Here is a 20,733-nt window from a genome sequence, read left to right on the forward strand (position 1 = left end):
CCAAACGTTTGTACTTATTTTATGGTAGAATGGTAGAAAAAGAGGTAATCGAGAAAGGGTGGTAAACCCATGTCAGTTAGAATGGTAATTGGGAGGTCGGGAAGCGGTAAAACATCGATGTTTCTTGATGAAATACGCAGCCGGCTAATCGAGAACCCAGAAGGAACACCGATTATTTATATTGTTCCAGAGCAAATGACATTTTTATCTGAATACCGTTTGGCGACAGACTCTAGTGTTGGCGGAATGATTCGTGCCCAAGTTTATAGCTTTTCCCGTTTAGCATGGCGAATCCTGCAGGAAACAGGTGGAGTTAGCAGAACGCATTTAAGTAGCGTTGGAATGAACATGTTAATTCGTAAAATTATTGACGAACAGAAGGAAAATTTAAAGATTTTTCAACGGGCTGCTGATAAGAATGGCTTTGTCCAGCAACTGGAACAAATAATTACTGAATTTAAGCGGTACTGTCTAAGACCCGATGAGCTGATCCAAAAATCAGCACAGTTCGGTTCAGGGGAAACTTCTGTTTCAAAAGCCTTACACGATAAATTAAATGATTTAGAATTGATCTATTCAAAATTTGAGGACGAAATCTTTGGAAAATATATCGATTCTGAAGATTACTTTCGCCTCCTAGCAGAGAAAATATCAGCCTCTTCCTATTTAAAAGAGGCAGAAATCTATATTGATGGGTTTTATAGCTTTACACCACAAGAATATCTTGTCATGGCGGAATTAATGAAGCATTGTAATCGTGTTTCAATCACGATGACCGCGGATCGGTTATTCGTTGATTCAGCACCGGATGAGCTTGACTTGTTCCGTGCATCCGGTGAAACATGCTATAACATCTATGATTTAGCAAGGAGCAGTGGAAGTGAAATAGAACAGCCTATCATTCTAAAAGAACAGGTAAAGTGGAATAGTCCATCATTACGTCATTTAGAGAAAGAATTTGATACACGACCCGCCGCAGTTTTTCATGGTGTGACAGCGATTCAACTTAGCCAAGCTGTTAATCGCAGGGCGGAGATCGAAGGCATTGCACGGGAAATTCGCGATGTAGTTCGGACAAGTGGGTACCGTTACCGCCATATCGCCCTTTTAATTAGAAATGGCGGCGACTATCATGAAATTGTCGAACCTGTATTTGACGATTATCAGATTCCTTATTTTATCGATCAGAAAAGGACGATGCTCAATCATCCGCTTATTGAATTGATCCGCTCGAGTCTAGAAGTGATAAATTCTTACTGGCGTTACGAACCAGTGTTTAGAGCGATAAAAACAGAATTATTATATCCCCTTCAGGAGAGTCCCGGTAAAATGCGGGAGAAGATGGACAGGCTGGAAAACTATTGTCTGGCTTATGGAATCAATGGAAGTAAATGGACGAAAAAGGAGCGCTGGGTGTATCGGCGAATTAGAGGGCTGGAACTAACAGGCAATGTCCAAACAGATGCAGAAAAAAAGATGGAACAGGAATTAAATGAATTAAAAATTATGGTAACAGCCCCTATTTTACGGTTGTCCAGAAGGCTGAAAAAGGCCGATACAGGACGTAAGCTTTGTGAAGCCATCTATTTATACTTAGAAGAATTAGATATTCCGGATAAGCTTGAAAAATGGAAAATAGCTGCTGAAGAAAAGGGCAATCTGTTAAGAATGCGGGAACACGAACAAGTATGGAATGCGGTCGTTGAACTTCTTGACCAATATGTTGAAATACTAGGAGAGGAGCAGGTTACCACAAAGGTATTTGCTGCTATTTTAGAAGCGGGCTTCGAATCCTTGCATTTTTCCCTCATTCCGCCTGCACTTGATCAAGTGTTAATTGGTGATTTAGAAAAATCAAGGTTGAATGACATCAAAATTGTTTTCATCGTTGGTGTGAATGAAGGAGTGCTGCCGGCGAAAATTTCAGATGATGGCATCCTGGCAGATGAAGACAGGGAACTGCTTTTAGCAGCAGGCATGAATGTTGCACCGAGCAGCCGAACCCGTTTACTTGATGAAAGCTTTCTTGCCTATAAGGCTTTTACGGCACCATCAGATAGGCTTTATGTCAGCTACCCGCTTGCAAATGACGAAGGAAAAGCATTAATACCTTCTTCCTACATCAAGAGGCTTAAGGATATGTTTCCAGACGCGAAGGAAGAGTATTTAGTTACAGACCCTGCGGAACTTGCAGAAAGAGAACAGTTACGCTTTGTTTCTAATTTTACAACAACCTTGTCCTATCTAAACACACAGCTGCAATGGAAAAAGCGAAATTATCCCATTTCTAATCTGTGGTGGGATGTGTATAACTTTTATCTTAAAAGCTCGTGGAAAAACAGAGCTCAAAAGGTATTTTCAAGCCTCTACTACTCAAATAGTGCTGTCCAGCTTTCAAAAGAGGTAGCGAATGAATTATATGGTGAGACCATCCAGGCAAGTGTTTCCAGAATGGAATTATTCAATGGCTGTGCCTTTTCTCATTTTGCCCAGCATGGACTAAAACTTCGTGAACGCCAAATTTTTCGCCTGGAGGCACCTGATATAGGTGAATTGTTCCATGCTGCATTAAAGCAGATTGCCGATATTGTCAATGATCAGAATATGTCATGGGCTAAGTTAACACGAAAGCAATGTGAAGACCTCTCTAAAGAGGCAATCAAGACGTTAGCACCGAAGCTGCAAAATGAAATATTACTTAGTTCGGAACGCCATCATTATATTAAGCGAAAATTGGAACAGATTATTACCCGTGCATCAATTGTCTTGAGTGAGCATGCGAAAGTGAGTGGCTTTTCACCAATTGGCTTAGAATTAGGCTTTGGACCCCATGGAGAGCTGCCGCCATTAACCTTTTCATTGAAAAATGGAAAAAAGATGGAATTAGCAGGGCGGATTGATCGGATTGATAAAGCAGACGCAGGAGATGACAGTCTCTTTTTGCGGGTAATTGATTATAAATCGAGTGAGAAGGATGTTAATTTATCTGAGGTCTATTATGGTCTTGCTCTGCAAATGCTGACCTATCTTGATATTGTCATCACTCATTCAAATGAATTAGTGGAGATGAAAGCAAGTCCGGCAGGTGTTCTTTATTTCCATGTTCATAATCCGTTTATCAATACCACGAAAATGTTGTCCATGGATGAAATAGAAAATGAAATGATGAAAAAGTTTAAAATGAATGGTTTAATGCTGAGTGACCAAAGGGTCATTCAGTTGATGGATCAATCATTGGAATCTGGTGATTCACAAATAGTGGCAGCCGGGATTAAAAAGGATGGGAATTTATCGAAAAAGTCAAAGGTAGCAAGTTTAGAAGAATTTGACCATTTACGAAACCATGTTAGAGAGTTATATCAGAAAACAGGCAATGCCATTACAAATGGTCAAATTGATATTGCCCCATATAAACTAAAGGACAAGATCCCATGTACCTTTTGCTCTTATAAATCAGTATGTCAATTTGATGAATCGATTGAAAGTAATCGTTATAGGATTCTAACGCCCCATTCAAAAGAAGATGTATTGGAATTGATTAGAAAGGAGCCAACGGAAAATGAGTAATATCATAATCCCTTCAAAGCCTGATGGTGTGACCTGGACAGATGACCAATGGAAAGCAATTATGGCAAGGGATAAGGATATCCTGGTAGCTGCCGCAGCTGGTTCCGGAAAAACAGCCGTCCTGGTCGAAAGAATCATTCAAAAGATTCTTTCCTTAGAAAATCCAATTGATGTCAACGAATTGTTGGTCGTGACGTTTACGAATGCTTCCGCGGCAGAAATGCGGCACCGAATTGGCGAAGCCTTAGAAAAAGCAATCGATCAGGATCCGGGATCCAGGCATTTACGGAAACAGCTCAGCTTATTAAATAAAGCCTCCATCTCAACGCTTCACTCCTTTTGTTTGGAGGTCATCCATAAATATTATTATTTAATTGATATTGACCCAGGCTTTCGGATTGCAGATGAAACAGAGGCACAAATAATTAGAGATGAAGTAATGGAAGAGCTGTTTGAAGAGGAATATGGAAAAGAAAAGAATGAGAGCTTTTTTCATTTGGTAGATTCGTTTACAAATGATCGAAGCGACCAAGCATTAATGGATATCGTTCGTTCGATTTATGATTTTGCTCGTGCAAACCCAGTGCCGGAGGATTATTTACAATCGATTGTTTCGATGTATGATGTGGGGAATATAGCCAACGTCGAGGAGCTTCCCTTTATTGAAGCATTGCTTTTTGATATTGAACTGCAGTTAGAAGCTGCCCAGGATATGATTAAACGCGGCTTGGAACTGACTAAGCTTCCAAACGGCCCGGCACCGCGTGCGGAAAATTTTTTAGACGATTTGCTTGTTATTGATACGCTCATGTTAGCGCAAAAGGATTCATGGGAGGCGCTGTACCAAGCGATGCAAACCTGGTCTTTCGGAAGGGCTAAACAGGTCAAGGGTGACCATTACGAAAAGAAACTGACAGAGAAAGCCCAGAAACTGCGGGATAAAGCAAAGAAAAAAATCCAAGACATAAAGGAAGAACTCTTTTCGCGGAAACCGGAAGGCTTTTTACGGGATATAGAAGAAATGCGTCCATTAATAGAGACATTAGTTTACCTTGTAAAAGCATTTTCAAACCGGTTTGAAAAAGTAAAAAGAGAAAAGGGACTTGTTGATTATGCCGATCTAGAGCATTACTGTCTTGGGATTTTGACAAAAGGAATCAATCCAGAAGGTGAATTTCTTCCCTCAGATGCTGCCCTTACATTCCGCAGCCATTTTAAAGAGGTCTATTGCGATGAGTATCAAGACGTAAATATGGTCCAGGAGACGATTCTAAAGCTGGTATCCATGGAGGATGAGCGCACAGGCAATCTATTCATGGTTGGTGATGTTAAGCAGTCTATATATCGATTTCGTTTAGCTGAGCCTAACCTCTTCTTAGGTAAATATAATCGCTTTACAGCCCAGGGTAAGGAATCGGGATTTAGAATCGATTTAGCACGTAACTTTAGGAGCAGAAAGGAAGTACTTGATGGCACTAATTATTTATTTAAACAAATCATGGGTGTCAAAGTTGGCGAGATTGAGTATGATGAGGCAGCGGAATTGCGAAATGGCGCGCCATACCCCGAGGATCATCCTTTTCCTATAGAAGTTATGCTTATTGATCAAAACGCTGAAAGTGGAGAATCGGCCGCTGAAGCAGAAGTAGAAAATGAATCAGCTGTTTTTGAGTTTGATGCCGAAGATCTCGCACAATCGCAATTGGAAGCAAGAGTGATGGCTGCAAAAATTAAAGAGTTGGTGTCAAATGGCACCCCGGTATATAATACAAAAACGAAAATGCAAAAACCGTTAATGTATCGGGATGTGGTGATCCTCCTCCGTTCCATGACCTGGGCACCGCAAATCATGGAGGAGTTCAAACAGCAGGGAATTCCCATATATGCCAATTTATCGACTGGTTATTTTGAAGCAACAGAGGTATCAATCATGCTTTCACTACTGCGAGTGATTGATAACCCATTCCAGGATATACCTTTAGCATCCGTTCTTCGTTCACCGATCGTTGGGTTAAACGAGGAGGATTTAGCCAGAATTCGAATTCACAGAAAGCAGGGCTCATTTTGGGAGGCAGTGTCTGCCTTTTGCATGAGCAAGACAGCTGAAAATTCAGAGCCCTTTTATGCCAAAGTCCGCAGTTTTTTTGACTTGTTAAAGAACTGGCGACAGTTGGCAAGACAAGGATCGCTTTCAGAACTAATCTGGCAATTATACCGCGATACTGGGTTTTATGATTTTGTTGGCGGCCTGCCCGGCGGAAAACAGCGTCAGGCAAACTTAAGGGCTTTATATGATAGGGCTAGAGGCTATGAACAAACCTCGTTCCGCGGGTTATTTCGCTTTTTACGCTTTATCGAGCGTATGATTGACAGGGGTGACGACCTTGGGGCAGCAAGAGCCCTAGGGGAGCAAGAGGATGTTGTCAGAATCATGACGATTCATAGCAGTAAAGGACTTGAATTTCCCGTTGTCTTTATGGCGGGAATGGCAAGGAATTTTAATATGATGGATATCCGAAAATCCTACATGCTTGATAAAGAATTTGGTTTTGCCACAAAGTATATTAATGCCGAAAAACGTATATCATATCCATCCCTCCCGCAAATTGCCTTTAAACGGAAAAAGAAAATGGAAATGCTTGCGGAAGAAATGCGTGTTTTATACGTAGCAATGACAAGGGCAAAAGAAAAGCTATATGTGACAGCAACCTTAAAGGATGCAGTGAAAACCATTGACAAATGGAATGATGTATCCGCTAATACTGAATGGCTGTTAAAGGATTACGAACGGGCAGCTGCAATGAGTTATATTGACTGGATTGGGCCGGCGTTGATTCGCCATCAAGACTGTGGCGAAATACGGGGTGGTGATGGAACAAGTCCGTTCATTCCTTCGGAAATCACGAATCATCCTTCTTCCTGGAATATTGTCTTGATAAGTGCTGAAGAAATCAAAAAACAAGAATCTGCATTTGAAGCAGAAGAAGATCAATTCTTAGAAAAGGTTCAAAGGTTAGAGGAAATTCCAGTAGAGTCTTCATTTGCAGAGGAAATAAAAGCACGTCTGACATGGGAATATGCCTTCCCTGATGCTGCGGCACATCGTTCAAAGCAATCTGTATCAGAAATAAAACGCTTCGCGGAAATGACGGACGAGCATAGTGGTACAGATTTGGTTCGAAGATTTAAAAAGTCAATCGTAAAACGCCCCAAGTTTATGCAGGAGAAACAATTAAGTCCTGCGGAGCGGGGGACGGCAATGCATATGGTGATGCAGCATGTGGATTTGACAATCCCTGTTAGTGAAGAATCTATCCGAAGGCAATTAGACTGGATGGTCCATAATGAATTGCTAACCCCGGAGCAGGCAGCGATCATTGACAGTCAATTGATCGTTCAATTCTTCAACTCAAATTTAGGGCAAAGATATTTTCATGCCAAAGCGATTCACCGGGAAATTCCGTTTACTCTTTCATTACCCGCAAGTGAAGTTTACCCAGACTGGAAAGAAGCTGATGAATTTGTCTTTGTCCAAGGAATTATTGACTGTATTCTGGAGGATGATCAAGGCCTTGTCCTGATCGACTATAAAACAGATGGAATAACGGGAAGGTATAAGGGAGGCTTCCTTCAAGCAGGCCCAATCCTAGAAGACAGATACAGGGTCCAAATTAACTTATATACGAAGGCGATTGAACAAATCTGGAAAAGACATGTCACGGAAAGATATTTATTTTTCTTTGATGGAGCGCACATTTTAAAAGTAGAATAAAAATGAAAAATGACATAAACCCATGGATGGTTTATGTCATTTTTAATTATTCCCGGCTATTGGCTGGTCAATCAAATTTGTATCAAGTACATTTGTACCACTGATTCCATTGTTTGCGACGATTAAGCCACCGGTGTTAAATCCTCCAGAGCCGGCAAAGGTTTTTGTGCTGCTCTTTGGAGAGATATAAACAGTATCTCCGAATTGGACAATTCCTCCGCTCACAGTCACAATTTGTACTGGACCAATTATCGCTGGCATTAAAACACACCTTTTCAGTATGAACTTTCTAGATATTGACCTATACTAACATATGCATTAATCATATGTCCTGTTCATGGCCTTCGAGCAGTAGCTGACGGATATGCTTAACTCTAACCTCCATCGAAACCGTTTGACTGTTGCCAACATGTAAAATCGACGAGTTAGAAACAGCTGTGACATCAATGTTATTTACTTTTATGATGGGATTAATATTGTGGCGTAAAAATGATATTGATTCGGTAATAGGCGGCAATGGCAGAGGCTTTTTAAAAATTCGATAGGAAGGAAAGTTACCTTCATCTCCGTAGAATATTTCTGTTTCCCTTTGAACAGCAAGAGCCCTGGAGAATCCATTAAGAATGCAGGAATCTCCCAGCTGAAGAACGGAGGAGAAAACCACCTGCTTTACTTCGAGATGGTCTACGCTAGAGATTCGGGTCAGCATATCCAGGAGTCACATCGCGTTCTAACGGAACAAATGGCCCAATTATTAAGGATTCTGGCGGTGTGTCAAATGCAGATGTCAGTTGGATGGTTTCCGTATCTCCTACCATAAATAATGAGGAGCTTGCGACCGCCATGATTTTAATATTATTGACATGGAGGATGCGATTGTACACTTCAAAGTTCATTCCGTCTTCATTCCTTTCACATTCTCGGGTAAGTTATTTAAAAAGACCATTACACCACTTTGTATTTCCTGCTTTAGTGTTTCGATGACGATTTCTTCGATTGGAGGGGCATTTGTATCCGGCTTAACCTTAGCGGCGTTCGTTTTAAGATGATAGTCGATCCGAGTAGGAAGCTGTTTGATAATATCTTCTTTAATGAAGGACAAATAGGATTCATTTGCTGGAATTGCCATGTTCCTTTGAGCATCATTCACAATTAGCGGTAAGTCTGTTTCTAAATAGCCATGAATAGCCTCTTCAATTTTCATTGATAATCGCATTTGCTCTTTTGGAGAAAATGGTGTTTTTAATGATTGATTTTGAACCGCAAAGTCTTCAATTCCGGATAAATCGTTCGGATTTAAGCCAATATTTAACGTTCCTTCAAGGGTCTCAACTTTCAATTGGTCAAATTTATAGTCAATCCTGTCAACATGAATTGTGGGCTTCTCCCCTATTTGCGCTATATCAGCACTTAATTTTTGTATTGTCTGTTCTAATGCTGCAATTCTCTTCTCCTGCGCCTGAATACACATCTGCAGCCATTGAAGATATTGGTAAAAATCCTGATACAAGTAAATCACCTCGCCAGCGAATCGCCTTTTCAGCTTGTGTTCTAACTATATGCACAAACTTAGTTGGATTTGCTACTTTTCCACAAGTTCATAAGGCTGACAAGGTTTTTCCTTACCTGACTGAAGCCTGTAATGGTACTGAAGGTGCCAGTAATTGTTCTGAAGGTACCGGTATTTGTCCTCCTGGTTTAATTCCTGCTGGGGCCGGTTTTGTGAAACCCCCAGTATTATATAGATGTGCATGAGGCTTTATAATTCCGGCACTGCCAATTTGCAGGACAGAGGAATTGGTAATTCCGCCTATTTTTATAAAATTAATCTGAATGGACTGTTGGATATAAAAATTCATTTTGACCACCCATTCATTACATATTAAGGAAATTGTTTTGGTCAATGACATCAGGATCAGAAGTATTCGTTGAACTTAATCGATTGAGAACATCAACCTGATCGCCTGTATTAAAGGAACCAGCTCCAGAAAATGTTTTGGCCGTAGCAAATGGCATAATTTTATAGACATCGCCAATATGAAAAACAGAGCTGCTTCCCAGTGTAATGACCTGTGCAACCCCAACAATTGCTGGCATATTCAACACCCTTTGTTATTATTATCTTTTACAGCATATGTATGGGCGAATGTAATGTGAATCATTTGCCCAAATAATATTTGTTAGATTGTTCTGTTTACTCTATTCTATATAGTAGTGGATAAACTTTACATAGGAGTGATGGGCAATGAGATTTGTGACAGTTAAATACGGGAATAAAGAGGAAGTTGGTTTGGTAGAAACAGAAGATACAAAAATTCTTTTACTAAATCCAGCTGCGGAAGTAAGGACAGGACAAAAAAACTTCCCTTCCTCAATGTTGGAATGTATCGCTTTAGGAGAAACCTTTATGGAGCAAGTGAATGATTTGCTTGAATGGGTAACGAGTTATGAGCAAACAGATACCTTTTACATTCCACTTGAAGAGGGGAAGTTACTTGCTCCCATTCCAAGACCGAGTAAGAATATCTTTTGTGTAGGAAAAAATTATGCCGAACACGCTATTGAAATGGGCAGTGCAGCCGATATTCCAGAACATGTGATGGTTTTTACCAAAGCACCAACATCGGTTATTGGGTCAGATGAACCCGTTTTAAACCATCAAAACGTCACAAGTCAACTTGATTACGAAGGAGAATTAGCCGTCATCATCGGGAAAAAGGGACGTGCCGTTAAAAAGGAAGAAGCTCTTGATTACATATTCGGGTATACAATTATTAACGATGTAACCGCGAGGGATCTGCAATCAAGACACAAGCAATTTTTTATTGGCAAAAGTTTAGATACCACCTGTCCAATGGGACCATGGATTGTCCATAAAAGCATGATTGGAGATCCTAATCAATTAACGATTGAAACAAGAATAAATGGTGAGGTAAGGCAACGTTCAAATACGAAGAACTTTATCTTTCCAGTTGAAGAAGTTATCTCGGTTTTGTCTGCGGGGATGACACTCGAACCAGGGGATATTATTGCAACAGGTACACCTGCAGGGGTTGGAAAAGGATTTAAGCCGCCAAAATTTTTACGTCCAGGGGATACAATGGAAATTACAATTGAAAAAATTGGAACGCTTAAGAATAGCATTGAAGAGAATTCATTCTAATCACATTTGTAACCTTCCTAAGTTTGTCACAATATTTGAATCACTTTTTTCGTAATTAATAAAAGCCTATGGTATGATAGTCTCGATTACTTTACATAGGAGGAAATAGAATGATTCATGGTCACGTCACAGCATGGGTTTTAGCTCTAATTTTATTTTTCGTAGCACTTTCATTAAATAAAAGCGGGAAAGCCAAAGGATTTAAAATTGTTCAAATGATTTTACGGGTTTTATACCTCATTATTATCGCCACTGGGATAGGACTTCTTTTCTCGGTTTACAAGATTGATGTTTGGTATATCTTAAAAGCGGTAGCAGGATTATGGGTAATCGGATTATTTGAAATGATCCTCGGCCGTGTCGCAAATAATAGAAGAACATCTGTTTTTTGGATTCAATTTGTGATCGCCTGGCTGCTCGTTTTATATTTAGGTTTTGAAAAATTGCCAATGTCCATTTTCCATGTATAAGGTATTTGTTTAAGAAGGCTGTCCCTGGGCAGCCTTCTATTTTTAAAAATATACCGAAACAGCGTGACAACTGTAGTTTCCGGTTTTAATATTAAAACTAGTAGAGGGGAGAGATGAATGTGATTGTAAAAGTGTTTGCAAATCTCCGTGAAATATGTGGAGGGGTAACAGTAAGGGTTCAGCCTGATGGTGATCGGGTTATGGATGTTTTAGATAAAATGGTGGAAATGTTTCCGGACTTACGAGATGAGATTTTTACCCCAGAAAAAGAGTTGCTTCCATTTGTTCATGTGTATGTAAATGGCAGGAATATCATCCATCTCGATGACCTTCAAACGAGAGTAGCCGAAGAAGATCAGTTTGCTCTATTTCCCCCTGTTGCAGGAGGCTGATATGGCAGCGGTAGATTTAGAGTTTCGTGGTATTAGTATAGAGCATCTAGGAATGTATTTCAAAGAGCTCGGTGCGAAACAAATGACCGATTCGTTTCCCTTCGTTTATGAGGGGGAGGGCTGGAGTGGCCAGATTTTATCAGAAGAGGAAATAGCATTTACCGCAACGTTTAAGGTAAACGCTGCAAAAGTTCGTTTTAAGACAGAGACGGAGAAAGAGCTTGAAGAATTAATCAAAAAATACCGTTATAAAACTACTAGAATTGGTGGTTAATAAAAAAGGCTTCTGCAATCAATCGCAGAAGCCTTCGTCAGTATTAAACTAATTGATTCTCAGCATCAATTATACCTAATTCGCGCAGCTTTTCATTTGGAACAAGACCGTCCTGCCAGCCCCGTACTTGATAGTATTCTTCAAGCATGATATCCATACGGCTGACAACTCCGGCACTGTTTCCAGATGCAGGTTCCTCAGTGAACCGTTTTGGAAGGAAGTCATCTTCACGTTTATTGAAGCCTGCAAGGTTATTATAATAACGCTCTAGGTTATAAATTCTTTCTCCAGCCTTCATGACGTCATCAGCTGTCAATTGGACACCAGTCATGGCACTATATTGCTCGGCATAATGCTCAGCATTTTCAGAGAAGGATGAGAATTTACAGATATTCATCGAATCAGAGAAGGCAAGCATATCTTGGAATACTCTTAATAATTCGCCTTTACCTTCTGGTTGTAAACGGTCAGTTGGCTCAGGAATACCGGCAATTTCACTTGCAACTGTATAACCGCGCAAGTGGCAGGCACCACGGTTACTTGTGGCATAACCAAGTCCAATCCCTTGAATTCCACGAGGGTCATAGGCTGGAATCGATTGACCTTTAACAGACATGGAAAGTTCAGGTGCACCCCATGAAGCTGTTGCACGTGCAGGTCCTTCAGCAAGTGTACCGCCGAAGCCTTCGCGGAAAGCGATTTTTCTTGTTAATTCAATCATGGAATCGGCATCGCCCCAAATTAGCTCCTCAGAAATGATCCCTTTTTCATACGCTTCCATCGTTACAGAGAAGGCGTGCCCTAGTTCAATGGTATCAAGCCCGTACTCATTGCAGCGATCAATCATAAATGAAATCGCTTCAGCATCACTTAATAAACAGTTGGAACCAAGGGACCAGGCGGATTCAAATTCGATGCTTTCCACTCGAGTTTTATACTTGCCATCTTTTACTTCAACTTCAATTTTACAGCCAACAGGGCAGGCATGGCAGGTATTGTTCGCAACACGTAAATGTGTGTTCACATATTCACCGCTATGCTTTTCTGCTTCATCCCAATGCGTGAATTGGGAGTTTTTCGTTGGCAGTGCTCCGACCTCGTTAATAAGGTTTGTTAACACGTTTGTACCATAGACGGATAAGCCGCCTTTATTTGGCGCCGTTAAGCCGCCATCGAGAATCGCTTTAACCGCTTTTTTATTTGCTTCTTTATATTCACTATCTAGCTTAGCTACAGGCATATTTCCCTTTTGGGCCGCTTTAATGACAATTGCTTTCAGCTTTTTATAACCGGCAACTGCAGCAGTACCGCCGCGGCCTGCTGCCCGGTCATGTTCGTTAATAAATGAGGCAAATCGAACAGTATTTTCGCCTGCCTGACCGATTGTCATAACACTTAGGTCTTCTTCGCCGTATTGGTCTTTCATCGCCTTAATAAAGGCTCTTGTACTTGTTCCCCACAAATCTGATGCATCGCGAAGTTCTGCTTTGCCGTCAGCAATATAAAGATAAACAGGCTTGTCACTTTTTCCCGAGAAAATAAGATTGTCGATGCCTGCCCACTTTAGACGTGCAGCCGTCCATCCGCCGATGTGAGAATCGGTAACGGTGCCTGTAAGCGGAGATTTTGTAACAACACATAGACGTCCACTCATGGATGAACGGGAACCAGTAACGGGACCGGTCATAAAACATAAAATGTTTTCGGGTGATAACGGCTCAACTGAAGGACCATTATCAAGTACATATTTGACCCCTAAGCCGCGGCCGCCTATGTACTTTTTGGCATCGCCTTCATTAATTGTTCTGTAATCAACAGTACCATTGGTTAAGTCAACTAAGACTTCTTTGTTTTTAAAACCACCTAGATTCAAAGTAATTCCCTTCTTTCCTATTATTTTACATTTATGCTAATCTCTTATTATATTTAATATATACAAAGAGATTCCTCCAAAATTTAGCTTTTTCCCCAATTATTATTATACACTTTTTGCAATATTTTTAAAATTAAATTTCAACTACTTAGGAAAGAAAAAAATTTGGTAAGATAATAGTAATATTAATAGAGAAAAGAGGAATTCGATGAGCGACTTGGAACGGTATTCAAGACAAATCCTTTTTCAAAGGATTGGGGAAGAGGGGCAACGGAAATTACTGAGGAGCCGGGTTGCCGTTGTTGGGGCAGGTGCACTCGGAACTGTGATTGCGAACCATCTTGTCCGATCTGGTGTGGGATTCATCAGGCTAATCGACCGAGACTTGGTGGAGCTTTCCAATCTCCAGCGGCAAACGCTTTTTGATGAAGAGGATGCAAGATTACATCTTCCTAAGGCTGTAGCAGCGCAAAATAGGCTGACGAAAATTAATTCAACCGTGATGGTTGAGGCAGTAATCGCAGATTTGAATTTGGAGAATGCAGTAGAACTATTGGCAGGGGTCGACGTGATTGTTGATGGTACCGACAACTTTCAGACGCGTTTTTTAATAAATGATGTGGCAGTTAAGGATGGAACTCCATGGGTGCACGGTGCGGCAGTGAGTTCGCGCGGGATGTTTGCGGTCATTAAACCGGGAAAAACCCCTTGCTATCGTTGTCTCTTTCCCCATGTTCCTACTGGGACTGGCGAAACATGTGATACAGTAGGTGTGTTGTCACCATTAACGGATATTATCGGCTCTTTCCAGGCAATGGAAACGATTAAGCTACTAGTGGGTGCGGAAACAACGCCTAACCTAGAACAAATCGATATTTGGGATGTTACCTCTATGCAAATGGATATTTCGCAGGGGAGAAATCCTGATTGTCCTGCATGCGGGAAGGGGCAATTTGATTATCTGGATCAATCCTCTGAGCAGCAGGTTGCCTATACAAGCCTTTGCGGCCGGGATACTGTTCAAATCAATCCACGGAATAAGAGCGAGCAGGATTTAAAAAGGAAAGCAGAGATCCTAAGGAAAAGTGGAAAGGTCGTAGGAAACGACTTTTTACTTCGCTTTTCACCGGAAGAGGGCATTTCCATTGTAGTATTTAAGGATTCACGCGTACTCATCCATGGTACTAATGATATCCTTAAAGCGAAAATGCTTTATTCAAAATATATTGGAAGCTAAAAAGGCTGGGGATCCCCCAGGCCTTTTTTTTATGAAATCATTTTTTCAATAATTAATCGTTTTCCGGTATTTAGAGTGAATTCAAACCGATCATTGACCTTTTCGTAATAACAAAAGTGATGCTGTACATTACAAATTTGCTCTTGGTTGTCAAATACCATAAAATTTACCCCATCTTTTCGGTGTTCATCCGATAAGAAGGATAAATGGTTATAACAATAGATACAATCGTAAATGGAAAAGTTCAGGGAGTTTAAGGTCGTAACAAACTGGAAAAAGGCATCATCGTTCACTCCATCTAATAGTCTTTCGAGAGAGTAAATTAAATGTTTTCTCATTCGTATTGTATCGTGGTCACGAAGCATAATTGCTTCTTTGCCACAATGAATTCTTCCCGGTTCATTCAATATCCCTTTTTTCCAGCGGTTAAATCGGAAGATTTCAATTTCTTGATGAACGAAATCATCAAGCATGGTCGCTTCCTCTGTCTCCTCATCGAAAAAGATCCATTGATTGTTAATTTGTTCTATTGTTCCTTCATTGTAGGCCCTTTGTTGGCTATCATATAGATTTATTCGTTGTTGTCGATTCATCGTTAACCTCCGTAACACAGTTGCTTTCATTTTCCTTTTTAGACATCTTCCTGACTTTTTATAACTTAGTTATTTTTAAAAAAATAAGTATAAATTTAGACTGGATTGCACTTATATGGACAATTAACCATTTAACATGGGCTGAATACTATAGAGCATGCTTGATAGATCTAAAAAATTGGTTGTAAGGGAGTGAGATGTCAATGTGCGGAATCTCGGGGTGGGTAAATTTTTCACATCCAATAAGAAACGAAACAGATACATTAACTAAAATGGTGAATACTTTAGCAAAAAGGGGCCCTGACGAAACCAACATCTGGTTTGATACACATGTTGGATTTGGTCATAAACGGCTAATTGTTGTCGACCCTGAAGGGGGCAGGCAGCCGATGACTAAACAAAAAGAGGGTTATGATTACACCATTTGCTACAACGGTGAATTATATAACACTGAAGATATCCGCAAAATACTCCATACTAAAGGATATTCCTTTAAAGGTCATTCTGATACAGAAGTTCTGTTAACTGCCTATATAGAATGGGCGGAGGAATGCGTAAATTATTTTAACGGCATTTATGCCTTTGCCATGTGGGATTCAAAAAGAGAACAACTCTTTATTGGACGAGATCGTCTTGGGGTGAAACCATTATTTTTCACCGAGCATAAAAAAGGGCTTATCTTTGCTTCAGAGTTGAAGGCCATTCTAGCCCATTCGGAAATGAAAACTGAAATTGATCAAGAAGGGCTTGCAGAAATTTTCGGTGCTGGGCCGTCAAGAGCTCCAGGGTCAGGTGTATTTAAAGGCATGAAAGAGCTAAGACCTGCTCACGCCCTGACATTTTCAAAAAACGGCCTGAAAATATGGCGCTATTGGAATGTGAAAAGTGAAGAACATAAAGAGAGTGTTGAAGAAACAGCAGAAAAGGTACGATTTTTAGTGACCGACGCTGTAACGAGGCAGCTTGTTTCCGATGTCCCCTTATGCACTTTCTTATCAGGGGGACTTGATTCCAGTATCATTACAGCCATTGCCGCAAAAGGATTTGAAGAACAGGGAAAAGGATCCCTTCATACGTATTCAATTGATTATGAAGGAAATGACCAATACTTTTCCTCGAATGAGTTCCAGCCGGATGCCGATGAGCGATTCATACAAATGATAACAGATCAATTTAATACGAAACATTTTAACAAAACGATATCACAGCGGCAGCTCGTACATGATTTGTTGGAGGCCACACATGTTAGAGATTTTCCTGGAATGGCAGATGTGGATTCTTCCCTCCTATGGTTTTGTAAAGAAATCAAGAAAGACTTTGTTGTCAGCCTGTCAGGCGAATGCGCCGATGAAATTTTTGGCGGATACCCATGGTTTCATCGTAAACAAGATCTTGAGCGGCCAGGTTTTCCTTGGATGCGTTCTGTTGGTGAGAGACAAGGTTTGCTAAAATCGCATTGGCAGGAAATATTGAAACTGGATGAATACAGCATTGAACAATATCGGCAAGCCATAGCTGAAACTCCTAAATTGGAAGGGGAAAGTTTAGCAGAAGCGAAACGAAGAGAATTGTTTTATATTAATATGACCTGGTTCATGACGACGTTGCTTGATCGAAAAGACCGCATGAGTATGGGGGCGAGCCTTGAAGTCAGAGTTCCATTTGCCGACCATCGCCTTGTGGAATATGTTTGGAATATCCCGTGGGAGATGAAAATGTACCGCGGCAGGGAAAAAGGGATCCTACGAAAAGCCTTTGAAGGGATTCTTCCGGAGGAGGTTCTTTACCGAAAGAAAAGTCCTTATCCCAAGACGCATAACCCAGCGTATACAGTGGCCATTCAAAAATGGATGGAGACAATCTTACAAGATAAATCCTCGGCATTGCATGAATTTTTCCAAAAGGAACGATTGGAAAAGATTGTCGAGACTGGGGGAACATCCTTTCAAGAGCCGTGGTTTGGCCAGCTCATGACGGGGCCGCAATTATTGGCCTATCTTGTGCAGCTTCACACATGGTTTAAGGATTACAATATTAATATAGTGAAGTAGAATCGAAATAACCAAGGTAAAATGAAGTTTTATTTTAAAAAGCAGAAATTAAATTTGGAATAAAAATTGTATTAGATTAAAATGAGTGTTGGGAAGAGTGGGCTCTTCCCTTTTTTGGAGGAGGAAAATAGATGAAAAAAATTACACTCTTTTTAATTACATTATTATTCATTTCAGCCCTGCCTGCCCAAGCTGCTGTCGAAAAGAAAGACAGGCTGTGGCAGGATGAAACGGTGTATTCAATCATGATTGACCGTTTTAACAATGGGGACAGAAACAATGATATCGATGCGAATGCTAAGGATCCTAATGTCTATAATGGCGGTGATTTTCAAGGGATTATCGATAAATTAGATTACATACAAGATATGGGCTTCACTGCTATTCGTTTAACGCCTATCTTTGATAATACAAAGAATGGATACCATGGCTATTGGGTGAATGACTTTTACAAAACGGATGAGCATTTTGGATCGATGAAGACGTTTCAAAAGCTTGTAAAAGAGGCACATAAGCGAAAAATAAAGGTGTTAATGGATTTTGTTACGAATAACACTGCGCTCACCCACCCTTGGGTAAAGGATTCAAGCAAACAGGACTGGTTTCATCAACAACAGGAAATCAGCGATTGGAATAATCAACAGGAGTTAGAAAATGGCTGGGTCGATGGACTCCCTGACCTTAATCAGGACAACCCAGAAGTCAAAAAATACTTAATTGATGCAGCAAAATGGTGGATTAAGAAAACAGGTGTGGATGGATATAGCCTTCCACAGATTAATCATGTCCCAGTAAGCTTTTGGACTGATTTTTCAAATGAGGTAAAGAAAGAGAAAAAGGGATTTCTCCTGATAGGGATTCCGGCTGAGAATGCAGTATTGGACGTCAATAAATATCATGGTGCCGGAATCGACAGCGTATTTGATTATTCCCAAAATGAGAAATTAAGAAAGGCCTTTGCAACGACAAATCAATCTTTTAGCCCTATTAACTCTGATTTTTATAGTTCTCAAAAAAAGGCAGGGTTAATGGCCAATTTTTTAGATAATGAATATACAACAAGATTTACGAATGATATTGTCGACAAGAGACAGTTCCCTGGTTCACGATGGAAAACGGCGTTAACCTATCTGTATACGACACCAGGCATTCCCATTTTTTATTATGGGACAGAAATCGCCTTAGTTGGGGGAGATATTCCCGATAACCGCAGGCAAATGAATTTTCGTACGGAAAAAGAGCTGATTGACTATATTACCAAGCTTACCGAGCAGCGAAACCAACTTGCTTCCTTAACAAGAGGAACGATGGAAGTACTATATGACAAAGATGGTATGATCGTATATAAACGGGTCTATAAAGGAGAAACATCGGTGGTTGCGATAAACAATTCTACCGAATCACAAAAAGTGGTTTTAACTGACAAGCAGTTAGCAGACAATAAGGAGCTTCGTGGTTTACTTGCAGGAGATATTGTTCGCAGTCGCGATCATCAATACATCCTCATCGTTGATCGCGATAATTCCGAAATATATGTCCTGACCGAAAAAAGTGGTATAAAAATTTCACTTATTGTCTCGTTAATTATCGTTTATATCTTGGTGGGTATCTTCCTTTACTTCCTTATCAAGAGAAGAAAAACCAATAAGATAGAATAAAACGTATCGGCGGTTGTCGTCCCGCCGATACGTTTTTTTAGCCATTGACAATTGTCCCGCCATTTACATGAATCATTTGCCCGCTGACATAAGAGGAGTCATCAGAGGCTAAGAACACATAGGCCGGTGCCAACTCATAAGGCTGTCCAGCACGTCCCATTGGGGTGGTAGACCCAAACGTGGCTACCTTATCCTCCGTAAATGTCGATGGGATGAGCGGAGTCCAAATGGGACCAGGAGCAACACCGTTAACACGTATGCCCTGTGAAGCGAGTGACATTGCCAATGAACGCGTAAAAGAAACAATGGCTCCTTTAGATGCGGAGTAATCAAGTAATTGTTCATTTCCTTCATAGGCTGTGATTGAAGCGGTATTAATGATCGATGCCCCTTTCTGTAAATAGGGCAGAGCCATTTTGGTCATATAAAAGAAGGAAAATAGGTTGGTTCGAAATGTTTTCTCCAGCTGTGCGGATGTGATATTCAATAGGCTTTGCTGTGGATGCTGCTCCGCTGCGTTATTGACAAGGATATCCAGTTTACTAAATTGACCAATCGTTTTATTCACAATCTCTTTACAAAATTCTTCATTGCCAATATCTCCGGCAAAAAGGAGGCAGTTGCGTCCTTCTGCTTCGATTATCTGCTTTGTTTCCTCGGCATCCTGATGTTCTTCTAAATAGGCAATCGCAATATCTGCGCCCTCTTTGGCAAAATAGATTGCAACCGATCTGCCAATTCCACTATCGCCTCCCGTAATTATCGCTGTTTTACCTGATAATTTGCCTCCAGCTTTATAATTGGGATCAACAGAAATTGGAAGTGGATTCATTTCACTTTCTATTCCTGGCTGGTGGTTTTGATGCTGTGGTGGAAATGTCTGCTTTTGTTGATTTTGATTACTGCTCATTTATGAAAACCTCCGTAATTAATTTCTTTTGTTAGTTTTCTTTAAATGAGTCAAATTATGAAAAAAATAAAAAGGCGTGAAGGATTTTTACTTTTCCTTCCGCCTTTTCTTTAACGGTAATTAATGAATTGGACATCAATACTAAGGTCAGCCTCACGAACCAAGGAAATAATTTTTTGCAAATCATCCCGATTTTTGCCGCTGACACGGACTTGATCGTCCTGCACCTGACTTTTCACTTTTACACCGCTATTTTTAATAATCGTATTAATTTTTTTGGCATTTTCTTTATCGATTCCTTGAGCAATTTTGGCTTTTTGACGCACGGTGCCTCCTGAAGCCCTTTCAATTTTCCCATAATCAAGATTTTTTACAGGAACACCTCTTTTAATTAATTTACTAAACAATACATCCTTTAATTGATCCATTTTATATTCGTCGTCAGAAATGAGGACTAGCTCTTCCTTATCAAGCGATACTTCACTTTTGCTGCCCTTAAAATCGTAACGGGTACCGATCTCTTTCATTGTGGCCGTAATGGCATTTGTGACTTCGGTAAATTCAACTTTGGATACAATATCAAATGAGCTGTCTTTAGACATCGTCTTAACCTCCATTTTTAAATGAATAGAAACATAACCCCTGCAAAAGTTTCCCTTTATGGGTACATTATAGTAAAATATATCAGTCTAAACAAGATTAGAAAAGCGGAAGCGCCTTGTCCAGGGGCGACAGGCATAAGACGAGCCGGCGAGAAGGCTGTTCTTTAGCCT

At 40.4% G+C, this 20,733-nt stretch carries 19 protein-coding genes; 9 read left to right on the forward strand and 10 right to left on the reverse strand.

What is annotated here, in order from left to right; genetic code table 11:
- The first annotated feature begins 69 nt into the window (after positions 1–69).
- Positions 70–3,567, forward strand: coding sequence for a helicase-exonuclease AddAB subunit AddB (gene addB / locus BABA_RS06225; RefSeq protein WP_007084292.1), 3,498 nt, complete (start codon positions 70–72; stop codon positions 3,565–3,567).
- Positions 3,560–7,339, forward strand: coding sequence for a helicase-exonuclease AddAB subunit AddA (gene addA / locus BABA_RS06230; protein ID WP_007084293.1), 3,780 nt, complete (start codon positions 3,560–3,562; stop codon positions 7,337–7,339). The genes addB and addA overlap by 8 nt, the downstream gene beginning before the upstream one ends.
- A gap of 42 nt (positions 7,340–7,381) precedes the next feature.
- Here addA and BABA_RS06235 read toward each other — a convergent pair whose 3' ends face one another.
- From BABA_RS06235 to BABA_RS06260, 6 genes are all read right to left on the reverse strand, one after another.
- Entirely contained in the window at positions 7,382–7,600 is a 219-nt protein-coding gene (locus BABA_RS06235; protein ID WP_007084294.1) for a spore germination protein, read from the reverse strand.
- A 61-nt stretch (positions 7,601–7,661) separates the two neighbouring features.
- The gene (locus tag BABA_RS06240) at positions 7,662–8,048 is read right to left on the reverse strand and encodes a spore germination protein GerPE (RefSeq protein ID WP_007084295.1); all 387 of its coding nucleotides are present in this window, start codon (positions 8,046–8,048) and stop codon (positions 7,662–7,664) included.
- Complete coding sequence (locus tag BABA_RS06245) at positions 8,029–8,235, reverse strand: hypothetical protein (RefSeq protein WP_007084296.1); 207 nt, start codon at positions 8,233–8,235, stop codon at positions 8,029–8,031. The genes BABA_RS06240 and BABA_RS06245 overlap by 20 nt, the downstream gene beginning before the upstream one ends.
- Entirely contained in the window at positions 8,232–8,849 is a 618-nt protein-coding gene (gene gerPC, locus BABA_RS06250) for a spore germination protein GerPC (RefSeq protein ID WP_007084297.1), read from the reverse strand. The genes BABA_RS06245 and gerPC overlap by 4 nt, the downstream gene beginning before the upstream one ends.
- A gap of 112 nt (positions 8,850–8,961) precedes the next feature.
- Positions 8,962–9,198, reverse strand: a complete 237-nt coding sequence (locus BABA_RS06255) for a spore germination protein GerPB (protein WP_007084298.1) — start codon at positions 9,196–9,198, stop codon at positions 8,962–8,964.
- A 16-nt stretch (positions 9,199–9,214) separates the two neighbouring features.
- Positions 9,215–9,436 carry a spore germination protein gene (locus BABA_RS06260; protein WP_007084299.1) on the reverse strand — a complete coding sequence of 74 codons (222 nt, stop codon included), beginning with the start codon at positions 9,434–9,436 and terminating at the stop codon, positions 9,215–9,217.
- Between the two features lie 148 nt (positions 9,437–9,584).
- On the opposite strand from BABA_RS06260, the gene BABA_RS06265 reads away from it, so the two are divergent.
- The 4 genes from BABA_RS06265 to BABA_RS06280 all read left to right on the forward strand — a co-directional run bounded on the left by BABA_RS06265 (position 9,585) and on the right by BABA_RS06280 (position 11,638).
- Positions 9,585–10,502 (forward strand): fumarylacetoacetate hydrolase family protein, encoded by a 918-nt coding sequence (locus BABA_RS06265; RefSeq protein ID WP_007084300.1) that lies wholly within the window; start codon positions 9,585–9,587, stop codon positions 10,500–10,502.
- A 110-nt stretch (positions 10,503–10,612) separates the two neighbouring features.
- Positions 10,613–10,972, forward strand: coding sequence for a YisL family protein (locus BABA_RS06270; RefSeq protein ID WP_007084301.1), 360 nt, complete (start codon positions 10,613–10,615; stop codon positions 10,970–10,972).
- A gap of 119 nt (positions 10,973–11,091) precedes the next feature.
- Positions 11,092–11,364, forward strand: coding sequence for a ubiquitin-like small modifier protein 1 (locus tag BABA_RS06275; protein WP_007084302.1), 273 nt, complete (start codon positions 11,092–11,094; stop codon positions 11,362–11,364).
- A gap of 1 nt (position 11,365) precedes the next feature.
- On the forward strand, positions 11,366–11,638 hold the full coding sequence (locus BABA_RS06280; protein ID WP_007084303.1) for a MoaD-like domain-containing protein: 273 nt from the start codon (positions 11,366–11,368) through the stop codon (positions 11,636–11,638).
- Between the two features lie 43 nt (positions 11,639–11,681).
- On the opposite strand, the gene BABA_RS06285 is transcribed toward BABA_RS06280, so the two are convergent.
- Entirely contained in the window at positions 11,682–13,511 is a 1,830-nt protein-coding gene (locus BABA_RS06285) for an aldehyde ferredoxin oxidoreductase family protein (RefSeq protein WP_007084304.1), read from the reverse strand.
- Between the two features lie 208 nt (positions 13,512–13,719).
- On the opposite strand from BABA_RS06285, the gene BABA_RS06290 reads away from it, so the two are divergent.
- Positions 13,720–14,748: a ThiF family adenylyltransferase gene (locus tag BABA_RS06290; protein ID WP_007084305.1), complete on the forward strand. Its 1,029-nt coding sequence runs from the start codon at positions 13,720–13,722 to the stop codon at positions 14,746–14,748.
- A gap of 29 nt (positions 14,749–14,777) precedes the next feature.
- Here the strand turns inward: BABA_RS06290 and BABA_RS06295 are convergent, their stop codons facing one another.
- Positions 14,778–15,341, reverse strand: coding sequence for a DUF2777 domain-containing protein (locus tag BABA_RS06295; RefSeq protein ID WP_007084306.1), 564 nt, complete (start codon positions 15,339–15,341; stop codon positions 14,778–14,780).
- A gap of 203 nt (positions 15,342–15,544) precedes the next feature.
- Here BABA_RS06295 and asnB point away from each other — a divergent pair, with 203 nt between their 5' ends.
- Together asnB and BABA_RS06305 are read left to right on the forward strand one after the other, a co-directional pair.
- Positions 15,545–17,392, forward strand: coding sequence for an asparagine synthase (glutamine-hydrolyzing) (asnB, locus tag BABA_RS06300; RefSeq protein ID WP_007084307.1), 1,848 nt, complete (start codon positions 15,545–15,547; stop codon positions 17,390–17,392).
- 131 nt (positions 17,393–17,523) lie between these two features.
- Positions 17,524–19,050: an alpha-amylase family glycosyl hydrolase gene (locus BABA_RS06305; protein ID WP_007084308.1), complete on the forward strand. Its 1,527-nt coding sequence runs from the start codon at positions 17,524–17,526 to the stop codon at positions 19,048–19,050.
- Between the two features lie 37 nt (positions 19,051–19,087).
- On the opposite strand, the gene BABA_RS06310 is transcribed toward BABA_RS06305, so the two are convergent.
- Together BABA_RS06310 and BABA_RS06315 are read right to left on the reverse strand one after the other, a co-directional pair.
- On the reverse strand, positions 19,088–19,960 hold the full coding sequence (locus tag BABA_RS06310; protein WP_007084309.1) for an SDR family oxidoreductase: 873 nt from the start codon (positions 19,958–19,960) through the stop codon (positions 19,088–19,090).
- 110 nt (positions 19,961–20,070) lie between these two features.
- Positions 20,071–20,562: a YajQ family cyclic di-GMP-binding protein gene (locus tag BABA_RS06315; protein ID WP_007084310.1), complete on the reverse strand. Its 492-nt coding sequence runs from the start codon at positions 20,560–20,562 to the stop codon at positions 20,071–20,073.
- Positions 20,563–20,733: the final 171 nt, after the last annotated feature.

This window comes from Neobacillus bataviensis LMG 21833 (genome assembly GCF_000307875.1).
GTDB lineage: Bacteria > Bacillota > Bacilli > Bacillales > Cytobacillaceae > Neobacillus > Neobacillus bataviensis.

Coding starts and splice junctions, on each gene's coding strand:
- addB (WP_007084292.1), top strand. CDS start 70: ATGTCAGTTAGAATGGTAATTGGGAGGTCGGGAAGCGGTAAAACATCG.
- addA (WP_007084293.1), top strand. CDS start 3,560: ATGAGTAATATCATAATCCCTTCAAAGCCTGATGGTGTGACCTGGACA.
- BABA_RS06235 (WP_007084294.1), bottom strand. CDS start 7,600: ATGCCAGCGATAATTGGTCCAGTACAAATTGTGACTGTGAGCGGAGGA.
- BABA_RS06240 (WP_007084295.1), bottom strand. CDS start 8,048: ATGCTGACCCGAATCTCTAGCGTAGACCATCTCGAAGTAAAGCAGGTG.
- BABA_RS06245 (WP_007084296.1), bottom strand. CDS start 8,235: ATGAACTTTGAAGTGTACAATCGCATCCTCCATGTCAATAATATTAAA.
- BABA_RS06255 (WP_007084298.1), bottom strand. CDS start 9,198: ATGAATTTTTATATCCAACAGTCCATTCAGATTAATTTTATAAAAATA.
- BABA_RS06260 (WP_007084299.1), bottom strand. CDS start 9,436: ATGCCAGCAATTGTTGGGGTTGCACAGGTCATTACACTGGGAAGCAGC.
- BABA_RS06265 (WP_007084300.1), top strand. CDS start 9,585: ATGAGATTTGTGACAGTTAAATACGGGAATAAAGAGGAAGTTGGTTTG.
- BABA_RS06270 (WP_007084301.1), top strand. CDS start 10,613: ATGATTCATGGTCACGTCACAGCATGGGTTTTAGCTCTAATTTTATTT.
- BABA_RS06280 (WP_007084303.1), top strand. CDS start 11,366: ATGGCAGCGGTAGATTTAGAGTTTCGTGGTATTAGTATAGAGCATCTA.
- BABA_RS06290 (WP_007084305.1), top strand. CDS start 13,720: ATGAGCGACTTGGAACGGTATTCAAGACAAATCCTTTTTCAAAGGATT.
- BABA_RS06295 (WP_007084306.1), bottom strand. CDS start 15,341: ATGAATCGACAACAACGAATAAATCTATATGATAGCCAACAAAGGGCC.
- asnB (WP_007084307.1), top strand. CDS start 15,545: ATGTGCGGAATCTCGGGGTGGGTAAATTTTTCACATCCAATAAGAAAC.
- BABA_RS06305 (WP_007084308.1), top strand. CDS start 17,524: ATGAAAAAAATTACACTCTTTTTAATTACATTATTATTCATTTCAGCC.
- BABA_RS06310 (WP_007084309.1), bottom strand. CDS start 19,960: ATGAGCAGTAATCAAAATCAACAAAAGCAGACATTTCCACCACAGCAT.
- BABA_RS06315 (WP_007084310.1), bottom strand. CDS start 20,562: ATGTCTAAAGACAGCTCATTTGATATTGTATCCAAAGTTGAATTTACC.